15 protein-coding genes and 1 pseudogene are annotated in these 17,128 nt (G+C 73.8%); 4 read left to right on the top strand and 12 right to left on the bottom strand.

Annotation, left to right across the window (positions count from 1 at the left end):
* Nucleotides 1-73: 73 nt before the first annotated feature.
* Nucleotides 74-631, bottom strand: a complete 558-nt coding sequence (locus tag ACIF83_RS23790) for a TetR/AcrR family transcriptional regulator (RefSeq protein WP_399729712.1) — start codon at nucleotides 629-631, stop codon at nucleotides 74-76.
* Between the two features lie 95 nt (nucleotides 632-726).
* Here ACIF83_RS23790 and ACIF83_RS23785 point away from each other — a divergent pair, with 95 nt between their 5' ends.
* Entirely contained in the window at nucleotides 727-1,884 is a 1,158-nt protein-coding gene (locus tag ACIF83_RS23785) for an FAD-dependent monooxygenase (protein ID WP_399729709.1), read from the top strand.
* A gap of 178 nt (nucleotides 1,885-2,062) precedes the next feature.
* Here ACIF83_RS23785 and ACIF83_RS23780 read toward each other — a convergent pair whose 3' ends face one another.
* From ACIF83_RS23780 to ACIF83_RS23760, 5 genes are all read right to left on the bottom strand, one after another.
* Nucleotides 2,063-2,719 carry a hypothetical protein gene (locus ACIF83_RS23780; RefSeq protein WP_399729706.1) on the bottom strand — a complete coding sequence of 219 codons (657 nt, stop codon included), beginning with the start codon at nucleotides 2,717-2,719 and terminating at the stop codon, nucleotides 2,063-2,065.
* A gap of 70 nt (nucleotides 2,720-2,789) precedes the next feature.
* A complete protein-coding gene (locus tag ACIF83_RS23775) occupies nucleotides 2,790-3,293 on the bottom strand; it encodes a molybdenum cofactor biosysynthesis protein (protein WP_399729703.1) in 504 nt (167 codons plus the stop codon).
* A 9-nt stretch (nucleotides 3,294-3,302) separates the two neighbouring features.
* Entirely contained in the window at nucleotides 3,303-4,199 is an 897-nt protein-coding gene (locus ACIF83_RS23770) for a hypothetical protein (RefSeq protein WP_399729700.1), read from the bottom strand.
* Between the two features lie 42 nt (nucleotides 4,200-4,241).
* Nucleotides 4,242-5,417 carry a DUF2306 domain-containing protein gene (locus ACIF83_RS23765; protein WP_399729697.1) on the bottom strand — a complete coding sequence of 392 codons (1,176 nt, stop codon included), beginning with the start codon at nucleotides 5,415-5,417 and terminating at the stop codon, nucleotides 4,242-4,244.
* A 115-nt stretch (nucleotides 5,418-5,532) separates the two neighbouring features.
* Complete coding sequence (locus ACIF83_RS23760) at nucleotides 5,533-6,063, bottom strand: PadR family transcriptional regulator (protein WP_398141225.1); 531 nt, start codon at nucleotides 6,061-6,063, stop codon at nucleotides 5,533-5,535.
* Between the two features lie 170 nt (nucleotides 6,064-6,233).
* Here ACIF83_RS23760 and ACIF83_RS23755 point away from each other — a divergent pair, with 170 nt between their 5' ends.
* The 3 genes and pseudogenes from ACIF83_RS23755 to ACIF83_RS23745 all read left to right on the top strand — a co-directional run.
* Nucleotides 6,234-7,433, top strand: coding sequence for a hypothetical protein (locus ACIF83_RS23755; RefSeq protein ID WP_399729694.1), 1,200 nt, complete (start codon nucleotides 6,234-6,236; stop codon nucleotides 7,431-7,433).
* Nucleotides 7,434-7,478: 45 nt separating this feature from the next.
* A complete protein-coding gene (locus tag ACIF83_RS23750; protein WP_393483997.1) occupies nucleotides 7,479-8,099 on the top strand; it encodes a hypothetical protein in 621 nt (206 codons plus the stop codon).
* 1 nt (nucleotide 8,100) lies between these two features.
* Nucleotides 8,101-8,589, top strand: a pseudogene (locus ACIF83_RS23745) (phosphotransferase); the annotation flags it as partial.
* 136 nt (nucleotides 8,590-8,725) lie between these two features.
* Here ACIF83_RS23745 and ACIF83_RS23740 read toward each other — a convergent pair.
* The 6 genes from ACIF83_RS23740 to ACIF83_RS23715 all read right to left on the bottom strand — a co-directional run bounded on the left by ACIF83_RS23740 (nucleotide 8,726) and on the right by ACIF83_RS23715 (nucleotide 16,904).
* Complete coding sequence (locus ACIF83_RS23740) at nucleotides 8,726-9,181, bottom strand: DUF5959 family protein (RefSeq protein ID WP_399729690.1); 456 nt, start codon at nucleotides 9,179-9,181, stop codon at nucleotides 8,726-8,728.
* 11 nt (nucleotides 9,182-9,192) lie between these two features.
* Nucleotides 9,193-11,481 (bottom strand): lantibiotic dehydratase, encoded by a 2,289-nt coding sequence (locus tag ACIF83_RS23735; protein WP_399729687.1) that lies wholly within the window; start codon nucleotides 11,479-11,481, stop codon nucleotides 9,193-9,195.
* A 101-nt stretch (nucleotides 11,482-11,582) separates the two neighbouring features.
* On the bottom strand, nucleotides 11,583-11,831 hold the full coding sequence (locus tag ACIF83_RS23730; protein ID WP_399729685.1) for an acyl carrier protein: 249 nt from the start codon (nucleotides 11,829-11,831) through the stop codon (nucleotides 11,583-11,585).
* On the bottom strand, nucleotides 11,828-12,979 hold the full coding sequence (locus ACIF83_RS23725) for a threonine/serine dehydratase (protein WP_399729682.1): 1,152 nt from the start codon (nucleotides 12,977-12,979) through the stop codon (nucleotides 11,828-11,830). Before ACIF83_RS23725 ends, ACIF83_RS23730 begins: the two co-directional genes overlap by 4 nt.
* Nucleotides 12,976-14,580 (bottom strand): amino acid adenylation domain-containing protein, encoded by a 1,605-nt coding sequence (locus ACIF83_RS23720; RefSeq protein WP_399729679.1) that lies wholly within the window; start codon nucleotides 14,578-14,580, stop codon nucleotides 12,976-12,978. Before ACIF83_RS23720 ends, ACIF83_RS23725 begins: the two co-directional genes overlap by 4 nt.
* A complete protein-coding gene (locus ACIF83_RS23715; RefSeq protein WP_399729676.1) occupies nucleotides 14,580-16,904 on the bottom strand; it encodes a lantibiotic dehydratase in 2,325 nt (774 codons plus the stop codon). Before ACIF83_RS23715 ends, ACIF83_RS23720 begins: the two co-directional genes overlap by 1 nt.
* Between the last annotated feature and the right edge of the window lie 224 nt (nucleotides 16,905-17,128).

The raw sequence follows: 17,128 nt of genomic DNA, 5'->3' as shown, positions 1-17,128 counted from the left end.
CCCGAGGGAGACCGCGGTTTCGGAGGGAGACGGCTGCTTACGAGGAAGACCGCGCCGTGGCCGTCGTACGGGCTCAGCGCAGGGCCGCTGCCACGAGGCCGTGGATCTCCGGCCCGGTCACGCTCCCGCCGTTCACCAGCCGGTCGAAGACCAGCCCGTCCACGCAGGTCAGCAGGGTGACCGTACGTTCTTCGGCATCCTCCACGCCCTGCGCGGCCAGGAAGTCCTGCAAGGCCTGGCGCGCCAGGTTCTCGCGGGGCAGGAGGATCTCGCGCAGCTCGGGCTGGTGCACGCTCTCGATGGCACACGCGTATCGCGCCAGGGACCGCCGCCGCCCCTCCCCGGCGAGCCGGAGCGCGGTGAAGGCCAGGAGGCCCGCCGTCACCTCGGCGGCGCTCCGGATCTCCGGTGTCCTGCTCCCGATCTCCTGCAGCTCGGCCTGGTCGAGTGCCACCAGACGCCGGATCAGTGCGGTGAGCAGCGCCTGGCGGGTGCGGTAGTAGGCGGAGGTGGTGCCGGGCGGCAGGTTCGCCGCGCGGTCCACGGCGCGGTGCGTCAGTCCGCGCATGCCGACGTCGGCGAGCACGCCGATGGCCGCGTCGGCGAGGAGGGTACGTCGATCGGTGGACACCCCCTCTTTCTACACCCCCGCTTCTACAGCCGTAGAGGGCACGAGTACGCTCCTTCTACATCTGTAGAAGACCTGTGCACTGGGGAGGGGCCGACATGGGCGGTACCGCGGTGGTGGTCGGTGGAGGGATCGGGGGCCTGTCGGCGGCGGTCGGTCTGCACCGGATCGGCTGGAAGGTGACGGTCCTCGAACGTGCCGCCACCCTGGCCGACGCGGGTGCGGGCATCTCCCTGCACGCCAACGGACTGCGCGCACTGGACGTCCTCGGCATCGGCGCGGCGGTGCGTGCGGCGGCCCGGCCGCAGTACAGCGGGGGCACCCGCACCCCCTCGGGCGGCCTGCTGGCACGCATGGACGGAGCCGCGCTCGCGCGTGAGCTGGGCACGCCGATCGTCGGCATCCCGCGCACCGCACTGCACCGCCTGCTGCGCGCCGCGCTGCCCCCGGAGTGCCTGCACGTGGGCGTCACCGTGCCGTCGGTCGACCGCTCGGCTCCCGACCGGGTCGAGGTGCCGACCGGAGCGGGCGTCCTGGCAGCGGATCTGGTCGTCGCGGCGGACGGCGTGGGCAGCCGGCTGCGCGGCCAGGCGTTCCCGGACCATCCCGGCCCCGTGTACAGCGGGTCCACGGTCCTGCGCGCCATCACCGCACGCCCGGTGGAGCTGAGCAGCGACTTCGAGCTGACCTGGGGACAGGGAGCGGAGTTCGGCCACATCGCCTTCACGGACGGGCACGCCGAGTGGCACGCGGTGCTCAACTCCCCACCCGGAGTACGTCACACGGACCCGCTCGGCATGCTGCGCGACCGCTTTTGTACCTGGCACGAACCGATCCCGGCACTGCTGGAGGCGACCCGGCCCGAGGCCGTACTGCACCACGACATCCACGAGTTGGTGACACCCCTGCCGGCGTTCGCCGCGAGCCGGATCGCGTTCCTCGGCGACGCGGCCCACGCCATGACCCCGCATCTCGGCCAGGGCGCCTGCCAGGCCCTGGAGGACGCCGCCACGCTGACCGCGGCGCTGGCCGACGCCCCCACCGTCGCAGCGGCGCTGGCCCGGTACGACGCCGAGCGCCGGCCCCGCGCGCAGTCGGTCGCCCGCGCGGCCCGGCAGGCCGGCCGGATGGGCCAGCAGCTGTCCCATCCCGCGGCCGTCGCCCTGCGCAACACGGCCCTGCGGCTCGCCCCGTCCCGGGTGACGGTCCGAGGCATCCTGCGTCACGCCGACTGGGCACCGCCGAGCCTGGGGTGAGGCCTGCGCGCCGGAGGACACCAGGCAACTGCCGCTCGGTGTCCTCGGCCACGAGGGCTCGACGGTCGTTGTCGGCCCCAACGGCCTGCGGCTGCTCCGTGAGGTGGCCTGGGCGAAGGCCGGTGCCGGCGAGGGGCAGTCGGTCGCGTCCGGTTCCCGACCCCGAGGACCGACGTCGTCAGGCGACGGTGGCGTCGGCGACGACCGCGTGGATGTCGGCGGTGGTCTGCGTGTCGGCCTCGTTGGTGGTGACTCCGAGGAGGAAGGCGGTGCGTCCGCCGTCGACGGTCACCAGGGTCATCTCCAGGCGGGCGGTGCCGTCGTCGCCGTTGCGGATCCGCAGGACGGCCGTGTGGGCGGGCCGGCCGTCCACCTCGGTGGCGTGCGACTCCGCCAGGGTGGCCGGCCGGTCGGGGTAGAAGAACTCGGCGTTGGAGCGGGCGGCGCTCTCGGCCGCCCGGCGCAGCTCCGCGCGCGGCACGGCCTGTGCGGCACGCCCGACCAGCACGGTGCCGCCACCCGAGGAGGCCGCGCCGGAGGTCCTGCTCATCGTCGAGGAGAAGGCGTCGATCAGGTCCTTGTCCTTGGCCGCGTCGTGCTTCCACCCTTCCGGCACGGCGTAGGAGAGTCCGGCGCGCATGTCGGTGACCCGGGGACGGCCCGCCAGCGGGTCGTTCTCCGCGCCCTTGCTCCACCAGACGGCGGCCACCGCGCACGCGGCGGCGAGGATCAGCGCCACCGCGCCCACGAGCAGCCGACGGCGCGGCCGGGGCGGCACGGGCTGCGGCGCCTGAGCGGGGTACGGGAGCGGGGCGATCGGCGAGGGGCTTGTCATGCCCCCAGGCTTCATGATCTCCGGAGCGCAGCGCCTGAGTCGTCGTACTCATCTGCCGTGCCTGGTTCGCCTACGTCTGCTGCGCTTCCCGTACCCCGAACACGGCGGGTCCCACGGTCAGGATCCCGTCGCTCAGCGGCCGGCAGCGCACTCCCCCGCCGCCGCGCAGCGCCCGCTGCGCTCCGGGTCCAAGCGTGGTGTCCATCCAGGCGCAGGGCCGGGCAGCACTGCGAACCTCCAGGTCCACGGGCCCGGGGCCGCAGTCGAGGAAGACCGTCGAGCCGATGTACGCGTCGATGTCCACACCGCGCAGCAGGACGTTACGACGTGTGCGCAGCAGGTCGGACTCGCCCGGGTTCTGCTGCGGCAGGCGTTCGACGGCCATGAGGGTGATCGACGCGTTGCGGTGGGCGGGGTGGTGGAAGTACCGGTCCCCGACGATGCCCAGTCCCGCGCGGACCTCGGCGGTCGTCACCAGGTCGTCGGGCGGCAGCTCGGGCAGCCCGTCGCCCGGGCGGCCCTCGAACCGGTGCACGGGCGAGACCAGCAGTTGAACGATTTCCACATGCGGCACGCCGCGAGCCTAACCAGTGCTCCGCATCGCCCCGTCGGCGGCGCCACCCTTCAGCAGGAGGCGGCCGCTCGCCCCGGCGGTCAGCAGTCCGGCCACCATCACGACCAGGCCCAGGGCGGGCCCGGAGGACCAGTCGACGTGCGGGGCGCGGGCCGCCAGGACGACCGTCATGGCGAGAGCCGTGCCGGGCAGGGACAGCAGGGCGGGGCGGGTGCGGTCGAGGTCGTCCTCGGCGAGGGCGCCCAGCACCCCCACCCCGAGCGCGAGGGCCCAGACGCCGAGGGCCTGGGCGTCCACCCGGTTGGTGTGCCAGGGCACGAAGTCCGCCCAGAAGCCGGGGCGGAACAGCAGTCCGGTCCCGATGCCCAGCCAGGACGAGCCGAGCACGGCGAGGGGTGGCTTGGACCAGCCGGGCAGCGGGGCGGTGCGCGGGATCTGCGGCCCGGACCGGTGCAGGAGCTGCCCGGTGACGCAGACCGCCGCGCCCACGCACAGCAGTCCCAGCACGAACAGCCAGCCCAGGCTGAACAGCACGGAGACGATCGGGCCGCCGCGGGCGAGGTACAGCCGGCCGGCGTTGAGCAGGCTGACCGCGAACAGACCGGCCAGGACCACAACGAGCGGCAGGACGAGGGTGCGGGCCTGCTCCCAGGTGCGGGTGCGGCCGAGCCCGAACAGGGCCGGGGCGGTGCCCAGCATGCCCGCGCCGATCAGTCCGGGGCTCAGCGGGTCCGGCGAGGGCCAGGCGCCGAGGACGTGCCCGGTGAGGGCGACGGCGGTCAGGGTGCCGCCGACGAGCAGGTTGATCACCGCGACCGCGGTGGCCAGGATGGCGACCCCGGCGGACAGCGGTCTTCCCGGTTCGGGTGCGGAGGTGGCGCGGGGCGGGTCGGCGGACTCTGCCATGGGAGGTTCCGTTTCCGAGGAGGGCTGGTGGGCGGGGATCCGCTATGCCACGGGAGTCGTCGGCCGAGCGGCGGGTAGCGGCTCCGGCGCGGCGCGCCTGCGGACCTCCCGGGCGTACAGCAGGCGCAGGCTCACCGCCTGGGTGGCGCCGAAGGCCGTGAGTCCGCAGCCGATGGCGACGCCCGCCGTCAGGGCGGTGAACCGGCCGAGTCCCAGGCTGTGTTCGAAGAGCGCGACGGCCCCGGCGGAGACCACGGGTGCCAGGCACAGCCCGGTCAGGTGGATCCGCCACTCCTCACGGACCCAGGGGCGGCCCCGCCGGGCGGCTCGCCGGGCGCCGAGGGCCATGACGGCGTGGGCGACGGCGTACGGCACCAGATAGGCGACCAGCAGCCGACGGCCGGCCGTGCCGTACGCGCAGAAGGCGCGCACGATCCAGACGAGGGCGGCGGCAGCGGCAAGGTGCGCGGCGGCGGTCACGGGCAGCGGCGCCCAGGACCGGCCGAGCCCCGCGACAGTGTCCCGGCGGTCCCGGGCGCGCGAGGCGAGCAGCGCGCCGAACACGACCAGGGATCCGAGGTGCATGATGGCCACCCGGTTGATCTCCGTCATCGGCAGCCCGGGCAGCACGGCCGGCAGGGCGCCCCACTCCAGGCGCAGCAGGGGTGCGGTGAGCAGGAGGCCGTAGCACAGGAGCATCCAGCGCTGGTGCAGGTCGGGGAGGCCGGCGACGGCCGCGAGGATGCCGAGGGTGACGCTCAGGACGGTGCCGACCAGGATGGTGGCGAGGACGATCCAGAAGGCCGCTCCGCTGAAGGCGTCCCGGGGCGCGGTCCGGGCGAGGTAGAGCCCGGCGCCCGCCATCGAGGCGTAGACGGTCACCGCGAACAGGATCCCGAGGCCGCGGTGGAGGCGGCTGCGCCGGCGCGTGGCGGTGAGCAACTGCACGGGCCCGAGCAGCATGAGCAGTCCGCCCAGGACGGAGTGCACGATCATCGGGACCAGGCTGTGCCGGTACGGGGCCACACGGGTCGCGAGGGCGTCGGCGACGTAGCGGGGTGAGACCGCGTGCGCGAGCAACGACTCCCCGAACGCGGGGGCGCCGGGGCGGGCGTACGGCCACAGCTCGGTCATCGCGATGGGCGCGTAGCCGACGCACACGGCGGTCACGGTCACGGCGGCGACACGGCGCCAGGTGCTGCTCGTCCAAGGACGCACGACGACTCCCTGCTCTCGGTCGGCCCCGACCCGACCCGCCATAGTCTCTTCTGGACTATCGAAGGGTTACCGACGGTAGAGCCGCCCGTCGCAGAGGTCAACGGTGTGCGCGCGGTCAACGGCCCGACGCGCGTTCGTCCCGGCGCCGGACCCAGTCCCAGAAGTCGACCATCATCCGCTCGTAGCGGATGCCGAACTCCAGCGCCTCCCGCTGGCCGGGGGTGAGCAACTCGCCGACGTCCTCGGCCAGTTGCTCGTACTCGCCCAAGGTGGTCTCGTGTTCGGCGTGTTGGGCGGGCGCGAGCAGCTCCGGGCGGGCCCCGAACCAGAGTTTCAGGATGCCGCGCTCGCGGGCCTCCACGGGGACGAACTCGGGGTCGGCGAGCCACCTCCGCAGGGCTCGCCGACCTCCGTCAGTGAGTGTCAGGACCCGGCGGTTGCGCCCGCTCTCCTGGCGCACCTGCGTCAGCATCCCGGCCGCGAGCAGCCGTTCGCACTGCGCGTACACCTGCGCGTGCGGCACCGACCAGAAGGGTGCGACGGTGCGGCCTGCCTCCACCTTCACGTCGTACGCGCTGGCCTCACCCAGCTTGTCGATGATGCCGAGTACGAGGAAGGAGGAGGTGGTCAGCCGCGTGTCAGCCATGGGGCCGACCGTACCGCGATCCAGGCGTGGAACGGTCTCGGGGTGCTCCCGGTGGAGTGCTCGGCGTGCGGACGGTGCCGGTGAAGGCCGCCGACCGCAGGGGAGTGACCGACGATGGTGACGCCGGTGGCAGAATCCCGCCCATCCGATGATCAACCCGGAGGACGCACGTGACCGTGGACCTGGCCGAGTTCGCCGAGCCGGACGCCGAACGCCCGCCCGCCCCCGTTCCCGTCGACTGGACGGCCGTGGAGGAGTGGCTGGGAACGCGGCTGCCGACCGACTACAAGCTGCTGGCCGACCGGTACGGACCGGTGGACTTCGGGGAGTTCCTCTGGATCCATGTGCCGTGCGCGCAGCCGGGCAGGTTCGACTTCGGACAGTGGCTGCGGGCCACGCAGCGGGAGGCCCGGATCGAGGCGCGCGCACTCCCGGCGGGCGAGCGGCCGTTGTTGCACCCCGAGCCGGGCGGGCTGCTCGCCTGGGGCTGCAGCCGGGGCAGTGACACGCTGTTCTGGGACACCTCGGTCTCCGACGACCCCGACGAGTGGACGGTGGTCGTCACCCACCAGGGGCCCGTGCCCGGCAGCGGCCTGCTCCCCTGGCACCGGTACGATCTCACGCTCACCGAATATCTCCGTCACACCGTCCGCGACGCCTGGGAACTCTCCTCCCCGCCGGGCCCGTTGATGGGCCCCCTGCCCGGCACCTTCGCGCGCACCGCCTTCCTCGGCACCGCAGCACCGTGGACCCCGCCCGCCCCCGTCCCGCCCCGGCTGACCGAGGCGGAGCGCCGGGTCGCCCTGGAGACCGGCACGGGACTGGACGCACTGCGGCTGCTGACTCCACCACCGGCCGAGCCCCGCCTCGGCGACGGCACCTGGGAGAGGTTGTTCGAGCAGTTGGGTACGCCCCTGCCCGGGGAGTACATGCGACTGATGGAGACGTACGGCAGCGGCTGCTGGAGCGGCTGGCTGCGGTTCCCGGAGCCGCTGCGCACGACGGCACCGCGCTTCACCGCCTTCGTGGACCAGACGCTCGAGGCCTACGAGTCACTGAAGTCCGGCCACCCGCAGTGGTATCCCCTCGCCACCTTCCCGGCGCCCGGCGGTTTCCTGCCCTTCGCCGACTCCATCGACGGCGACTACCTGGGCTGGCTCACCGAGGGCGACCGGCCCGACGACTGGCCGCTCGTGTTCTGGCCCCGGCACGCGGACCAGGGGCCGCCGCTGGAGCAGGGTCTGGTCGACACGCTGCTGGCCTGGCAGCGCGGGCGGCTCGGCACGGCCGGTCTGTGCGTCCTGGACGAGGACGACGACCCGGTCGAGTTCGCGGACTTCGAGTCCTTCGGCGATGAGGACGACGACTGAGCCTCGGCGGTCGGCGGGTCGTCCGCACACGGCATGATGATCACCATGACTCCGATCACCGGCCTGGATCTGACCGGCTTCACCGAGCGTGAGCCCGGCGTATGGACGGACGCGGCGGGACTCGTCCTGTCGGTCCACTTCTTTCCTCTCGTCCCCGATCTGCCTGCCCCGCTGCACGAGTTCGCACACCTGCGGACCGGGCTCGCGGCGGGCGTGGCCGGCGCCGGCGGCGGGCTCATCGAGGCGGTGCCCGGCACCGTGCACGGCGTTCCGGCGGTACGTCAGCTGGTGAAGGTGCCCAGGCCCGGCGGGCCGCACGGGCAGGTGTTCCTCGGCTCGTGGACCGTACCGAAGGCCGGCTGCAGCACGGTCCTGAAGGTGCAGGCCGCCGAGGGCGCGATGACCGGGATGCGCGAGGCCACGGTGATGGCCCAGGTGGGGCCCGAGGCCTACTTCCGTCCCCACCCGTACGCCGTCGGCGGGCAGTTCGGCGGGCTCCCGTGCCACGCCGCCGACGACGAGCAGTGGGACACGCTCTTCCCCGACCACCCGCTCACCCTGGTGCGGGCCGCACTGCACCGCATCACGCCGACGGTCACCCTCGACGAGCGCTTCCGGCAACTGGCTCCGTTCGCGGGACCGGTACCGCCCTCGCAGCACGGGTAGCCTGCCCCGTGTGACGACCGAGGGTGCGACGGGAGACGGCCGGGCGCTGCCCGGAGGCACGGTGAACGCGGGCGCGGTCTTCCGCCGGGGTGCGGTGGTCGACCGTCCCGCACCCCCTACCGCACGCGCCCTGCACCACCATCTCCAAGCCTTGCGGGAACACGGCTTCGACGCGGCTCCCGTCCCGGTCGGTCTCACCCCGGACGGCCGGGAGCAGCTGACCTTCATCGCGGGTGAGGTCGCCCTGCCGCCGTTTCCTCGGTGGGCCAAGACGGAGTCCGCACTGAGGTCGGTGGGCGTCCTCCTGCGCCTCCTCCACGAGGCCGGCGCGGCCGTCCCGGCCGACCCTCACGTCGACTGGCCCCGGGACCTGGCCGACCCACAGGGCGGAACACTCCTGTGCCACAACGACGTGTGCCCGGACAACGTCGTCTTCCGAGACGGCCGCGCCGCCGCCCTGATCGACTTCGACCTGGCAGCCCCGGGCCGGCCGGCCCCTGTGGCACGTCGCCATGTGAGTGAGCGGGAACGCGTCGAACTGCCAGGCCTCATCGGGACCCTGGTACGACGAGGCCGACGAGGTCCGGCAGAACTCCGTCGAGCGGATCACATCATCTGACCCTCGTTCAGTCCTCCTTCGGACGCCAGGTCTTCCAGATCAGGTCGAGGCGGTCGTACGCCTCGTCGAACCAGGCATCGGTCAACGGGACGGTCACGGTCACTGTCGTCAGGGACATCGAGTGGTCCCTGATCGTGACTCGGCAGCGGTCGTCGTCCTCGGCCCGCTCGATGAACAGCCATGGGGCGCGTGTGCCTTCACGCCATGCGATGTCCTGTCCCGCGTCGAGCATGTCCAGAGCCTGCTGCCACTGTCGCAGGTGCTCCGGGAAGAGCCAGGTTTGGAGGCTGCCGCGCACGAAGCGTGTGTCGACCTGGAACTCCCCGGCCAGGACGTCGGTTTCGTCGGGCCCCTTCCCCGCCTCCTTCCCGGTGATCCGGAGGATGACGCTGTTGCCCCCACCCTCCAGACGGATCAGGTCGATCGGCTCCTCGACCATGAAGGCACCTCCCAGCTCGCGCACGTGATCGAACTCTACGGCCTGGGCTCGGTGTCGAAGGCGACGAACCTCAGCTCCGAGGTGTAGCGCCGGCCCTCGTCGTCGGTGAGCCAGGTCTGTTCCGGGGTGGGCAGCATCTCGGTGATCGTGACCTTGCCCTCCGGGTCCTTGCGGGCGAGGCGGCGCAGGGCCTTGGCAAGGATGGTGACGTAGACGGGGCTGTCGAAGTCGACGTAGAACGGCCGGGACTCGGTCGGGGAGACGACGAACACGAACCGGGGCAGCCCGAGTTCGGAGCGCCAGTGACGGGCGCGGACGAAACGGCGGGCCTCGTCCTTGTCGTCCGCGAACTCCGCCCGGGCGGCGGCCACCCGCCAGGTCTCCCGGGCGATCACCAGGCGGTCCACGCTCACCCGGGGCGAGTGGTCCGTCTCCGGGAGGAGCCGGAACAGGTCCATCGCCAGGGTCGTCAGGACGTGGGAGAAGACGTCCACCGCCGGGAATTCCGAGCCGTCCGGAAGCCGGACGACCAGTCGACCGTCGCGCTCCTCGACCGTGGCGTCCGCGCTGCGGACGGTGCGGGGCCGGGCCGGGTCCGCCGTGAAGTCGGCCAGGGCCACCTGATGGTCCTCGGGCCGAACGAGGGTGTGGCGGATCCTGGCCGACAGGCGGGCACGATGCTCCTTCGGGATCAGGGGCATGAGGCGCGGCCCAGGATGGTCGCGGTCGGTGAGGCGCAGCAGTTCGTCCGGGTCGGGGTGCTGGTGGGTGAAGAGCGAGGCTCCCAACGTGTTGGCGGCGACGTGCAGTTCACCGAGGACGAGGGTGAAGTCGCCGCGCGCGACCGACTCCGCGCCGTCGGCCGCAAGCATCACGTCCGGGCTGAGATAGCGGGCGGCCGTCCAGCCGCCGCCGATCGTCCCGAACTCCACCCCGACCTGAGCCTCGATGTCGGACAGGCCTACGTCCACGCGACGGGCCCCGGCCGGCACGGCGAGGACGCGCTGCCAGCGCTCGGCGAACTCCCGCTGGAGTTCGGTGGCCGCGGTGCGCGCCGTGCCGTGCAGTACGGGCAGGCACGCGAACCAGAAGGAGGCCAGGTCGACCGGGCCCTTGGCGGCCAGGCGCCCGTACACCTGCTGCGCCTGGGCCGTCACCGTCTCGGCCAGGCGGGAGGTGAGCCACCCGGCGCTGTCCATGAGGGGCCGCAGCGGGCGCAGGGCGTCGAGAACGGCCGGGCCGATGCGGGCGGTGGCGGCCCGGCGCGCGTCGGAGTACACCAGCGCCCGGCACGGGGCCGTCGACGCGGACTTCTCGCGCACGGCCGGAGTGTCGGTGATCTCCACGAACGTACGCTCCAGGCCGTTCATCGCCTCGACCAGCTCGTCGACGTCACGGGCCGCCGCCACATGGGCGCGGCCCTCCTCCAGCCGGTCCAGGGCCGCGAGGCCGCGGCGGCGGGGCTCGGGCGCCCCGACGGACTCGAGCCAGGAGCGCAGGGCGCGGTCCGGGTGAGTGTCGGCGGGGACCTCCAGCCGCCACACCACCCAGCGGCGGGCGACCAGGTCGTGCAGGACGGCGGGCACGTCGGCGTCGGGCAGTTCGGCGGCGATGTGCCGGGCCGTGCGGATGCCGTCGCAGCGGGCGAGGACGGCTGCGGCCGCGGCCGACAGGTTCAGCGGGCGCCGCCCCGGCACCCGGACCCGCTCCCCGTCCAGGGCGACGAACGGCACGCGCCGGGGTGCGATCCACTCGCGCAGGGCCGGGTCGGCGTCCAGGGTCTTCGCCAGCGCGTCGATTCCCCAACTGGCCCAGTAGACGGTCGAGTCGGCGATCAGACCGTGCCCGCTGTCCAGCGCGACGCCCGGCACGGCCGGGTCCCAGTGGCCCCAGCCGACCGGGCCGAAGAAGCCGATGGTGTCGTTCTTCACGCAGAACCGCTGCCAGTAGTGGGCGACCAGCTCCTCACGCTGCCGGGGCATGCTGCTGCGGCTCTCGGCCGTGGGCGTCCAGCGCAGGAACGGGGCGATGCCGGTGCGCAGCACGGTCGGGTTCTGCCAGGCGACCGCCTCCCGGAAGGCGGGAATGCGGGCGACGTTCTGCAGGGTGTGGGCGGTCTCCACCGCGCCCTCGGCGAAGAGGCGGGCGAAGTCCGCCCAGTGGGCACCGTCCAGGGCGTCGCCGACGGCGAACTTGTCGGCCGCCTCGGCCAGTCCCGGCGGGGCGAGGCGCAACACACCGTCGGCGGGGAAGCCCGGCCCGCGCAGGGCGAACTGCTCCCACAGCCGCCAGCGGCCGAGGGACGGCACGAGGTCTTCGGTCATGGCAGGGCTCTCCTTGGCGAACGCGGGTGGACTGTCCTTGCCTTTCTTGCCTTTCTTGCCTCGAGGGGTGCGACCTGACGACCGGACCCCCCGGGGGGGCGTCAGGCGGCGCCGTAGTCCGAGTCCACGACCTCGGCCAGGTCGCGGGGCGTGGGGTAGGCGAAGACCAGGGAGACCGGGAGGTCCACGCCGAGTGCCTCCTGGAGGCGGCCGGTGATCTGGAAGGCGGTGAGCGAGTCGCCGCCCGCGTCGTAGAAGTCCGTGTCGGCGGTGAGGTCGGCGAGGGCCAGGACGTCCTGGAAGATGCCGACGAGCAGGTCGAGGGTGCTGGTGGCGGTGTTCGTGGTCATGACGTGTGCTCCTTCGAGTGAGGGTGGGTGAGGTGGAGGTCGTGCAGGCGGGCGGGCGTGTTGCCGCCGGAGACGACGGCCACGGCGCGTTCGCGGCGGCCGGCGCGCAGGGCACCGGCCAGGGCCACGGCCCCGCTGGGCTCGGCGTCGATGCCGTACCGGCGCAGCAGGGCCGCGGCAGCGAGGATCTCGGCGTCACCGACGGCGATCAGGTCGTCGACACGGTCGCGGATGATCGGGTAGGGGACGGATCCTGGGCGCTGACCGCGCAGCCCGTCCGCCACGGTGGTGCTGGGCGGCAGCTGGAGGGGACGGCCCGCGGCCAGGGAACGGGCGTAGCGCGGGGTGGCCGCGGGCTCGACGCCGACCACGCGCACCGGGCGGCCGTCGGTGGCGAGGCAGACGCCGGCGAGGAGTCCGCCGCCGCCCGTCGGGACGTAGACCGTCTGCGTGTCGGGGGCGTCGGCGAGCACTTCCGCGCCGACCGTGCCCTGTCCGGCGACGACCAGCGGGTGGTCGGAGGAGGGGATGAGAACGGCGTCCTGCTCGCTCGCCAGAGCGCGGGCGCGTTCCTCCCGCTCGGCCACTCCGCCGCCCACCCGCAGGGTCTGGGCGCCGAGCGCCCGGATGGCGGCGGCCTTCGCGGGGGCCGCACCCGCCGCAAGGACCACCGTCAGCCGGATGCCGAGCGTGCGGGCGAGGCGGGCCAGGGCGATGCCGTGGTTGCCGGAGGATCCGGTGACGACCCGGTCGGCGCCCAGCGCGAGAACGGCGTTGGCGGCGCCGCGCACCTTGAACGAGCCGGCGGGCTGGAGGTGTTCGGCCTTCAGCAGCAGACACGGGCCGCCCACCGCCGTCGCCGGACCGGGCAGGAGCGGGGTGTGCAGGACGTACGGCGCGATGCGCGCGGCGGCGGCGCGCAGGTCGGCGGGGCCGGGGTGCGAGTCGGCGAGGCCGGAGCGCGGATCGCCGAGGCCGGAGCGCGAGTCGGCGAGGCCGGAGCGCGAGTCGGCGAGGCCGGAGCGCGAGTCGGCGAGGCCGGAGCGCGAGTCGGCGAGGCCGGAGCGCGAGTCAGCGGGTCCAGAGCCCACCTCGGCGGATCCCGGGAGGCGCACGGTCGCAGCCTGGCGCACGCCGGTGGCGGTCATCCGGCGCTCCCGACTCGTTCGGCGCTCCCGACTCGTTCGGCGCTGCCGACTCGTTCGACTCCCCCGACTCGTTCGGCTCCCCCGGTTCTCCCAGAGCACTCGACTCTCTCGGCGCTCCCCGCGTCGGCAAGGAGCCTGCGGTCCGCCTTGCCGCCTCGTGTGGTGGGCAGCGCGTCGAGTCGTACGAAGCGGCGGGGCATCAGGTGCGGCGGCAGCAGGCGGGCGAGATGGGCGCGCAGCGCCGTGTCCGTGGTACCGGACAGCTCACCCGTGACATGGGCGAGGAGATACCCGCGTCCCCGGTCGTCGGTGTGGGGCGTGACCACGGCTCCGGTGACCGTCGGGTGGGCCAGCAGCACACCCTCGATCTCCGCCGGGTCGACTCGGTAGCCGCGTATCTTCACCTGCCGGTCGGTGCGGCCGGCGTAGTGCAGGCCCTCGGGTCCCCACCAGCCGAGATCGCCGGTGCGGTAGAGGCGGGCGCCGGGCGGACCGTAGGGGTCGGGTACGAAGCACTCCGCCGTACGGGCCGGTCGCCCACCGTAGCCACGGGCCAGGCCGGCGCCACCGATGTACACCTCGCCCACGGTTCCGTCGGCCACGGGCGCCAGGTCGGCGTCCAGGATCCGGATCACGGCTCCGGCGCGGGGCGTGCCCACCGGGTCGGCGGACGGGTCGGGTCGGGCGGGGACGGCGTACCGGGTGGTGGTCATGGTGCACTCGGTCGGGCCGTACTGGTTGACCAGCGTGCCGGGCACGAGGGAGCGGCCGCCCGCGGCGAGGAAGGGCCGCAGCGACTCCCCGCTGGACGCCACCAGGCCGACGCCCGCCAGCGGTTCGCCCAGGCCCTGCTGCCCGGACAGGTGGGACAGGAAGGAGGGGGTGGTGCTCAGCACTGCGGTGATGCCGTGCGCCCGGACCGTGCGGGCGAACTCCTCGGGGCGCAGCAGCCGGGCCCGGTCCACGACGACCAGGCGGGCGCCGGCGAGCAGCGGGACGAAGGTGTCCCGGATCGAGGCGTCGTAACCGAGGGGTGCCGTCTGCAGGGCCACCGTGTCCGGGCCGAGGCCGAACGCGGAGGCCGTGTCGCGCAAGTAGGCGTCGAGGCTGCGGTGTTCGACCAGGACGGCACTGGGTTCCCCGGTGCTGCCGGAGGTGTGGCTGACGTAGGCGAGGGCGTGGGGATCGACCGGGCCGGGCGGTGTGTCGTCCGGGGTTCCCGGGTGCGGCCGGTCGAGGAGGACGGACGGCATCCGCAGGCCCAGGGCGGGGGCCAGGCCGGACGTGGTCAGCAGCAGGGTGGCGCCCGCGCTGCGGGTGAACGCGGCCAGCCGGTCGCGCGGTTGCCCCACGTCGAGCGTCAGGAAGGCCGCCCCGCAGCGCAGGACCGCGGCCATGGCCGCGACCGCCCGGGTGCCGTGCTCGACGGCCACGGCGCACACCGTCTCCGGGCCGAGGCCGTGGGCCCGCAGGATCCGGGCCGTCTCCTCGATGTGCTCGGCGAGTCGGGCGTAGGTCACCTCACCGGAAGGCGTGGTGAGCGCGATGCGCCGTGGGTGAAGCCGGGCGTGTGCGTCGATGTCGTCGGCTACGGTACGCATCACGCCTCCCCGGTGCCGACCGCGGTCTGGTCGACGGCCACGAACCGGAGTTCGGAGGTGTAGCGGCGGCCCTCGCCGTCGGTGAGCCAGGCCTGTTCCGGGGTGGGCAGCATCTCGCTGACCTTCAGCCGGGCCTCGGGGTCCTTGCGGGCGAGCCTGCGGGCCGCCTTGGCGAGGATGGTGACGTACACGGGGCTGTCGAAGTCGACGTAGAACGGGCGGGGTTCGGTCGGGGATACGACGAAGACGAACCGGGGCAGCTCATGGCGGCGCTGCCAGTGCCGAGCGCGGACCAAGCGGGCGGCCTCCGCCTTCTCGTCCGCGAAGTCCACTCCGGAGACGGGGAGTTGCCAGGTCTCGCGGGCCACGGTCATGCGATCGATGGTGATGCGCGGGGTGTGCTCAGCCTCCGGGCGCAGGGTGAAACGGTCCATGACGCGCTGGGTGAGCGTGTTGGCGTACACGTCGAGGAGGTCGTACGCCGTGCCGTCGGGCAGGACGGCGGTGAGCCGGCCGGCGCGGTCCTCGACGGTGACGTCCGCGCCGAGCACGGTGCGGGGCCGGTGCGGGTCGCCGGTCTGGTCGACGAGGGCGACGTAGTGGTCCTCGGGCCGGTCCAGGGCGGGGCGGCTGCGCGAGGACCACTTCAGGGGCAGTTCCTTCGGCAGCATGGGCAGCAGCCGCGGGCCGGGGAAGTCGCGGGTGGTCTCGGCGAGGAGCACATCCCGGTCGGGATGCTGGTACACGAACAGCGAGGCGCCCATCGTGTTCAGCGCGCAGTGCATCTCGCCCAGGACCAGTTCGACGTCGCCGCGCGCGAGGGCCTCGTCGTCCTCGGCCATCACCAGGACGTCGGGGCTGATGTACCGGGCCAGCGACCAGCCGTCGCCCGGTTCGTCGAACTCCCGCCGCACCCGGTCGGCCAGCTCCGCCGTGGACAGCCGGACCCGGCGCGCCCCCGGCGGCAGGTCGAGGATCCTCGACCACTTGGCGCGCAGCTCGGCCTGGGCGGTGTCGATGAGGTCGCCGGCGTCCGGGTGCGGGGAGGGCAGGGTGTGCAGCCACAGGGTGGCGAGGTCCACGCTCGCGCCGTCGGCGTGCAGCCGGTCGTGGACGGTGTGCAGGCGGGTGCGGATGGCGTCGGCGAAGCGGTTGGTCATCCAGCGGGCGGCGGTCAGGCACAGCTGGAGCGGCTCCAGATGGGCGAGGAGTCCGGCGCCGGCCGTGGCGGTCGCCGCCCGGCGGGCGTCGGAGTACACCAACCCCCGGCAGGGTGCGGTGCGTTCGCCCTTGGCGCGCTGGGCCTCGCTGTCGGTGAGCGCGGCGAAGTCGGCCTCCAGGGCGCCGATAGCGGCGGTCAGCGCGGTGGCGTCGGCACCGGCGTCGCGTACGGCGTCCCGGCCGCGTTCCAGCACGACGAGCTTGGCGAGCGCACGCTCGCGGGCCGCCTCGTCGGGTACGCGCTCCAGGATGCGGCGCAGGACGCGGTCGGGGTGGGTGGCGGCGGGTACCTCCAGTTTCCAGTGCACCCAGCGGCGGGAGACGAGTTCGCCCACGATCCGGGCCGTCTCGGCCGGTTCGATGCCCAGGGCGCCGGCGATCGCGTCCGGGTGACGGGTGCCGTCGCACAGCTCCAGCACGGCCAGCTCGGTGGCGCCGATCTGCTGGGCCGGCCGCCCCGGCACCCGCACCGCGCCGTCCGCGCCGCGTACGAAGGACACCCGGCGGGGCGGGACCCAGCGCATCAGCTCCCGGTCCTCGGCCAGCACCTTCGCGAGGGCGTCGATCGCCCAGCCGGAGAAATACACCTCCGACGCGGCGAGGAAGCCCTGCCCCGGGTCGACGGCGACGGCCTGCGGGGTGGACAGGTCCCAGTGGCCCCAGCCGACCGGGCCGAAGAAGCCGATGGTGTCGTTCTTCACGCAGAACCGCTGCCAGTAGTGGGCGACGAGTTCCTCACGCTGCCGGGGCATGCTGCTGCGGCTCCCGGTCGTGGGCGTCCAGCGCAGGAACGGGGCGATGCCGGTGCGCAGCACGGCCGGGTTCTGCCAGGCCAGGGCCGCCTGGAAGCGGGCCTGGGCGGCGATCTCCTGCAGGTGGCGGGCGGTGCGTACGGCGGCCTCGGAGACGTCCTCGGTGAAGGCCTGCCACTCGGTGCCGGACAGGTCGTCGTCCGGGCCGAACTTGTCGGCGGCCTCGGCCAGTCCGGGCGGGGCGAGGCGCAGGACGCCGTCGGCGGGGAAGCCCGGGCCGCGCAGCGCGAACTGTTCCCACAGCCGCCAGCCTCCGCCCGGCAGCAGGACAGGTGCGTGCTCGTCCGACATCGCGTGGCTCCTTCCGGAAAGGGGGTGCGCGGGAATCGCGCGGCTCGGCCGGGCGACAGGCGCCGCCGGGGGTGTTCCGGGTGCCGGGCTCCCCGCGACCGGTCAGCACCGTCCCGCGGCACGGCCACCCGCCACCAGAGAAGATCCGGCAGCAACGCGCGCCGGCGGATCGGCGCGTTCGTCCCTGCCCCGGGTGCGCGGCCGCGGGCACGCTGACCTCGTCG

This window comes from Streptomyces sp. NPDC085866, assembly GCF_044541035.1.
Taxonomy (GTDB): domain Bacteria; phylum Actinomycetota; class Actinomycetes; order Streptomycetales; family Streptomycetaceae; genus Streptomyces.
This window is presented reverse-complemented; position numbering and strand designations above follow the sequence as displayed.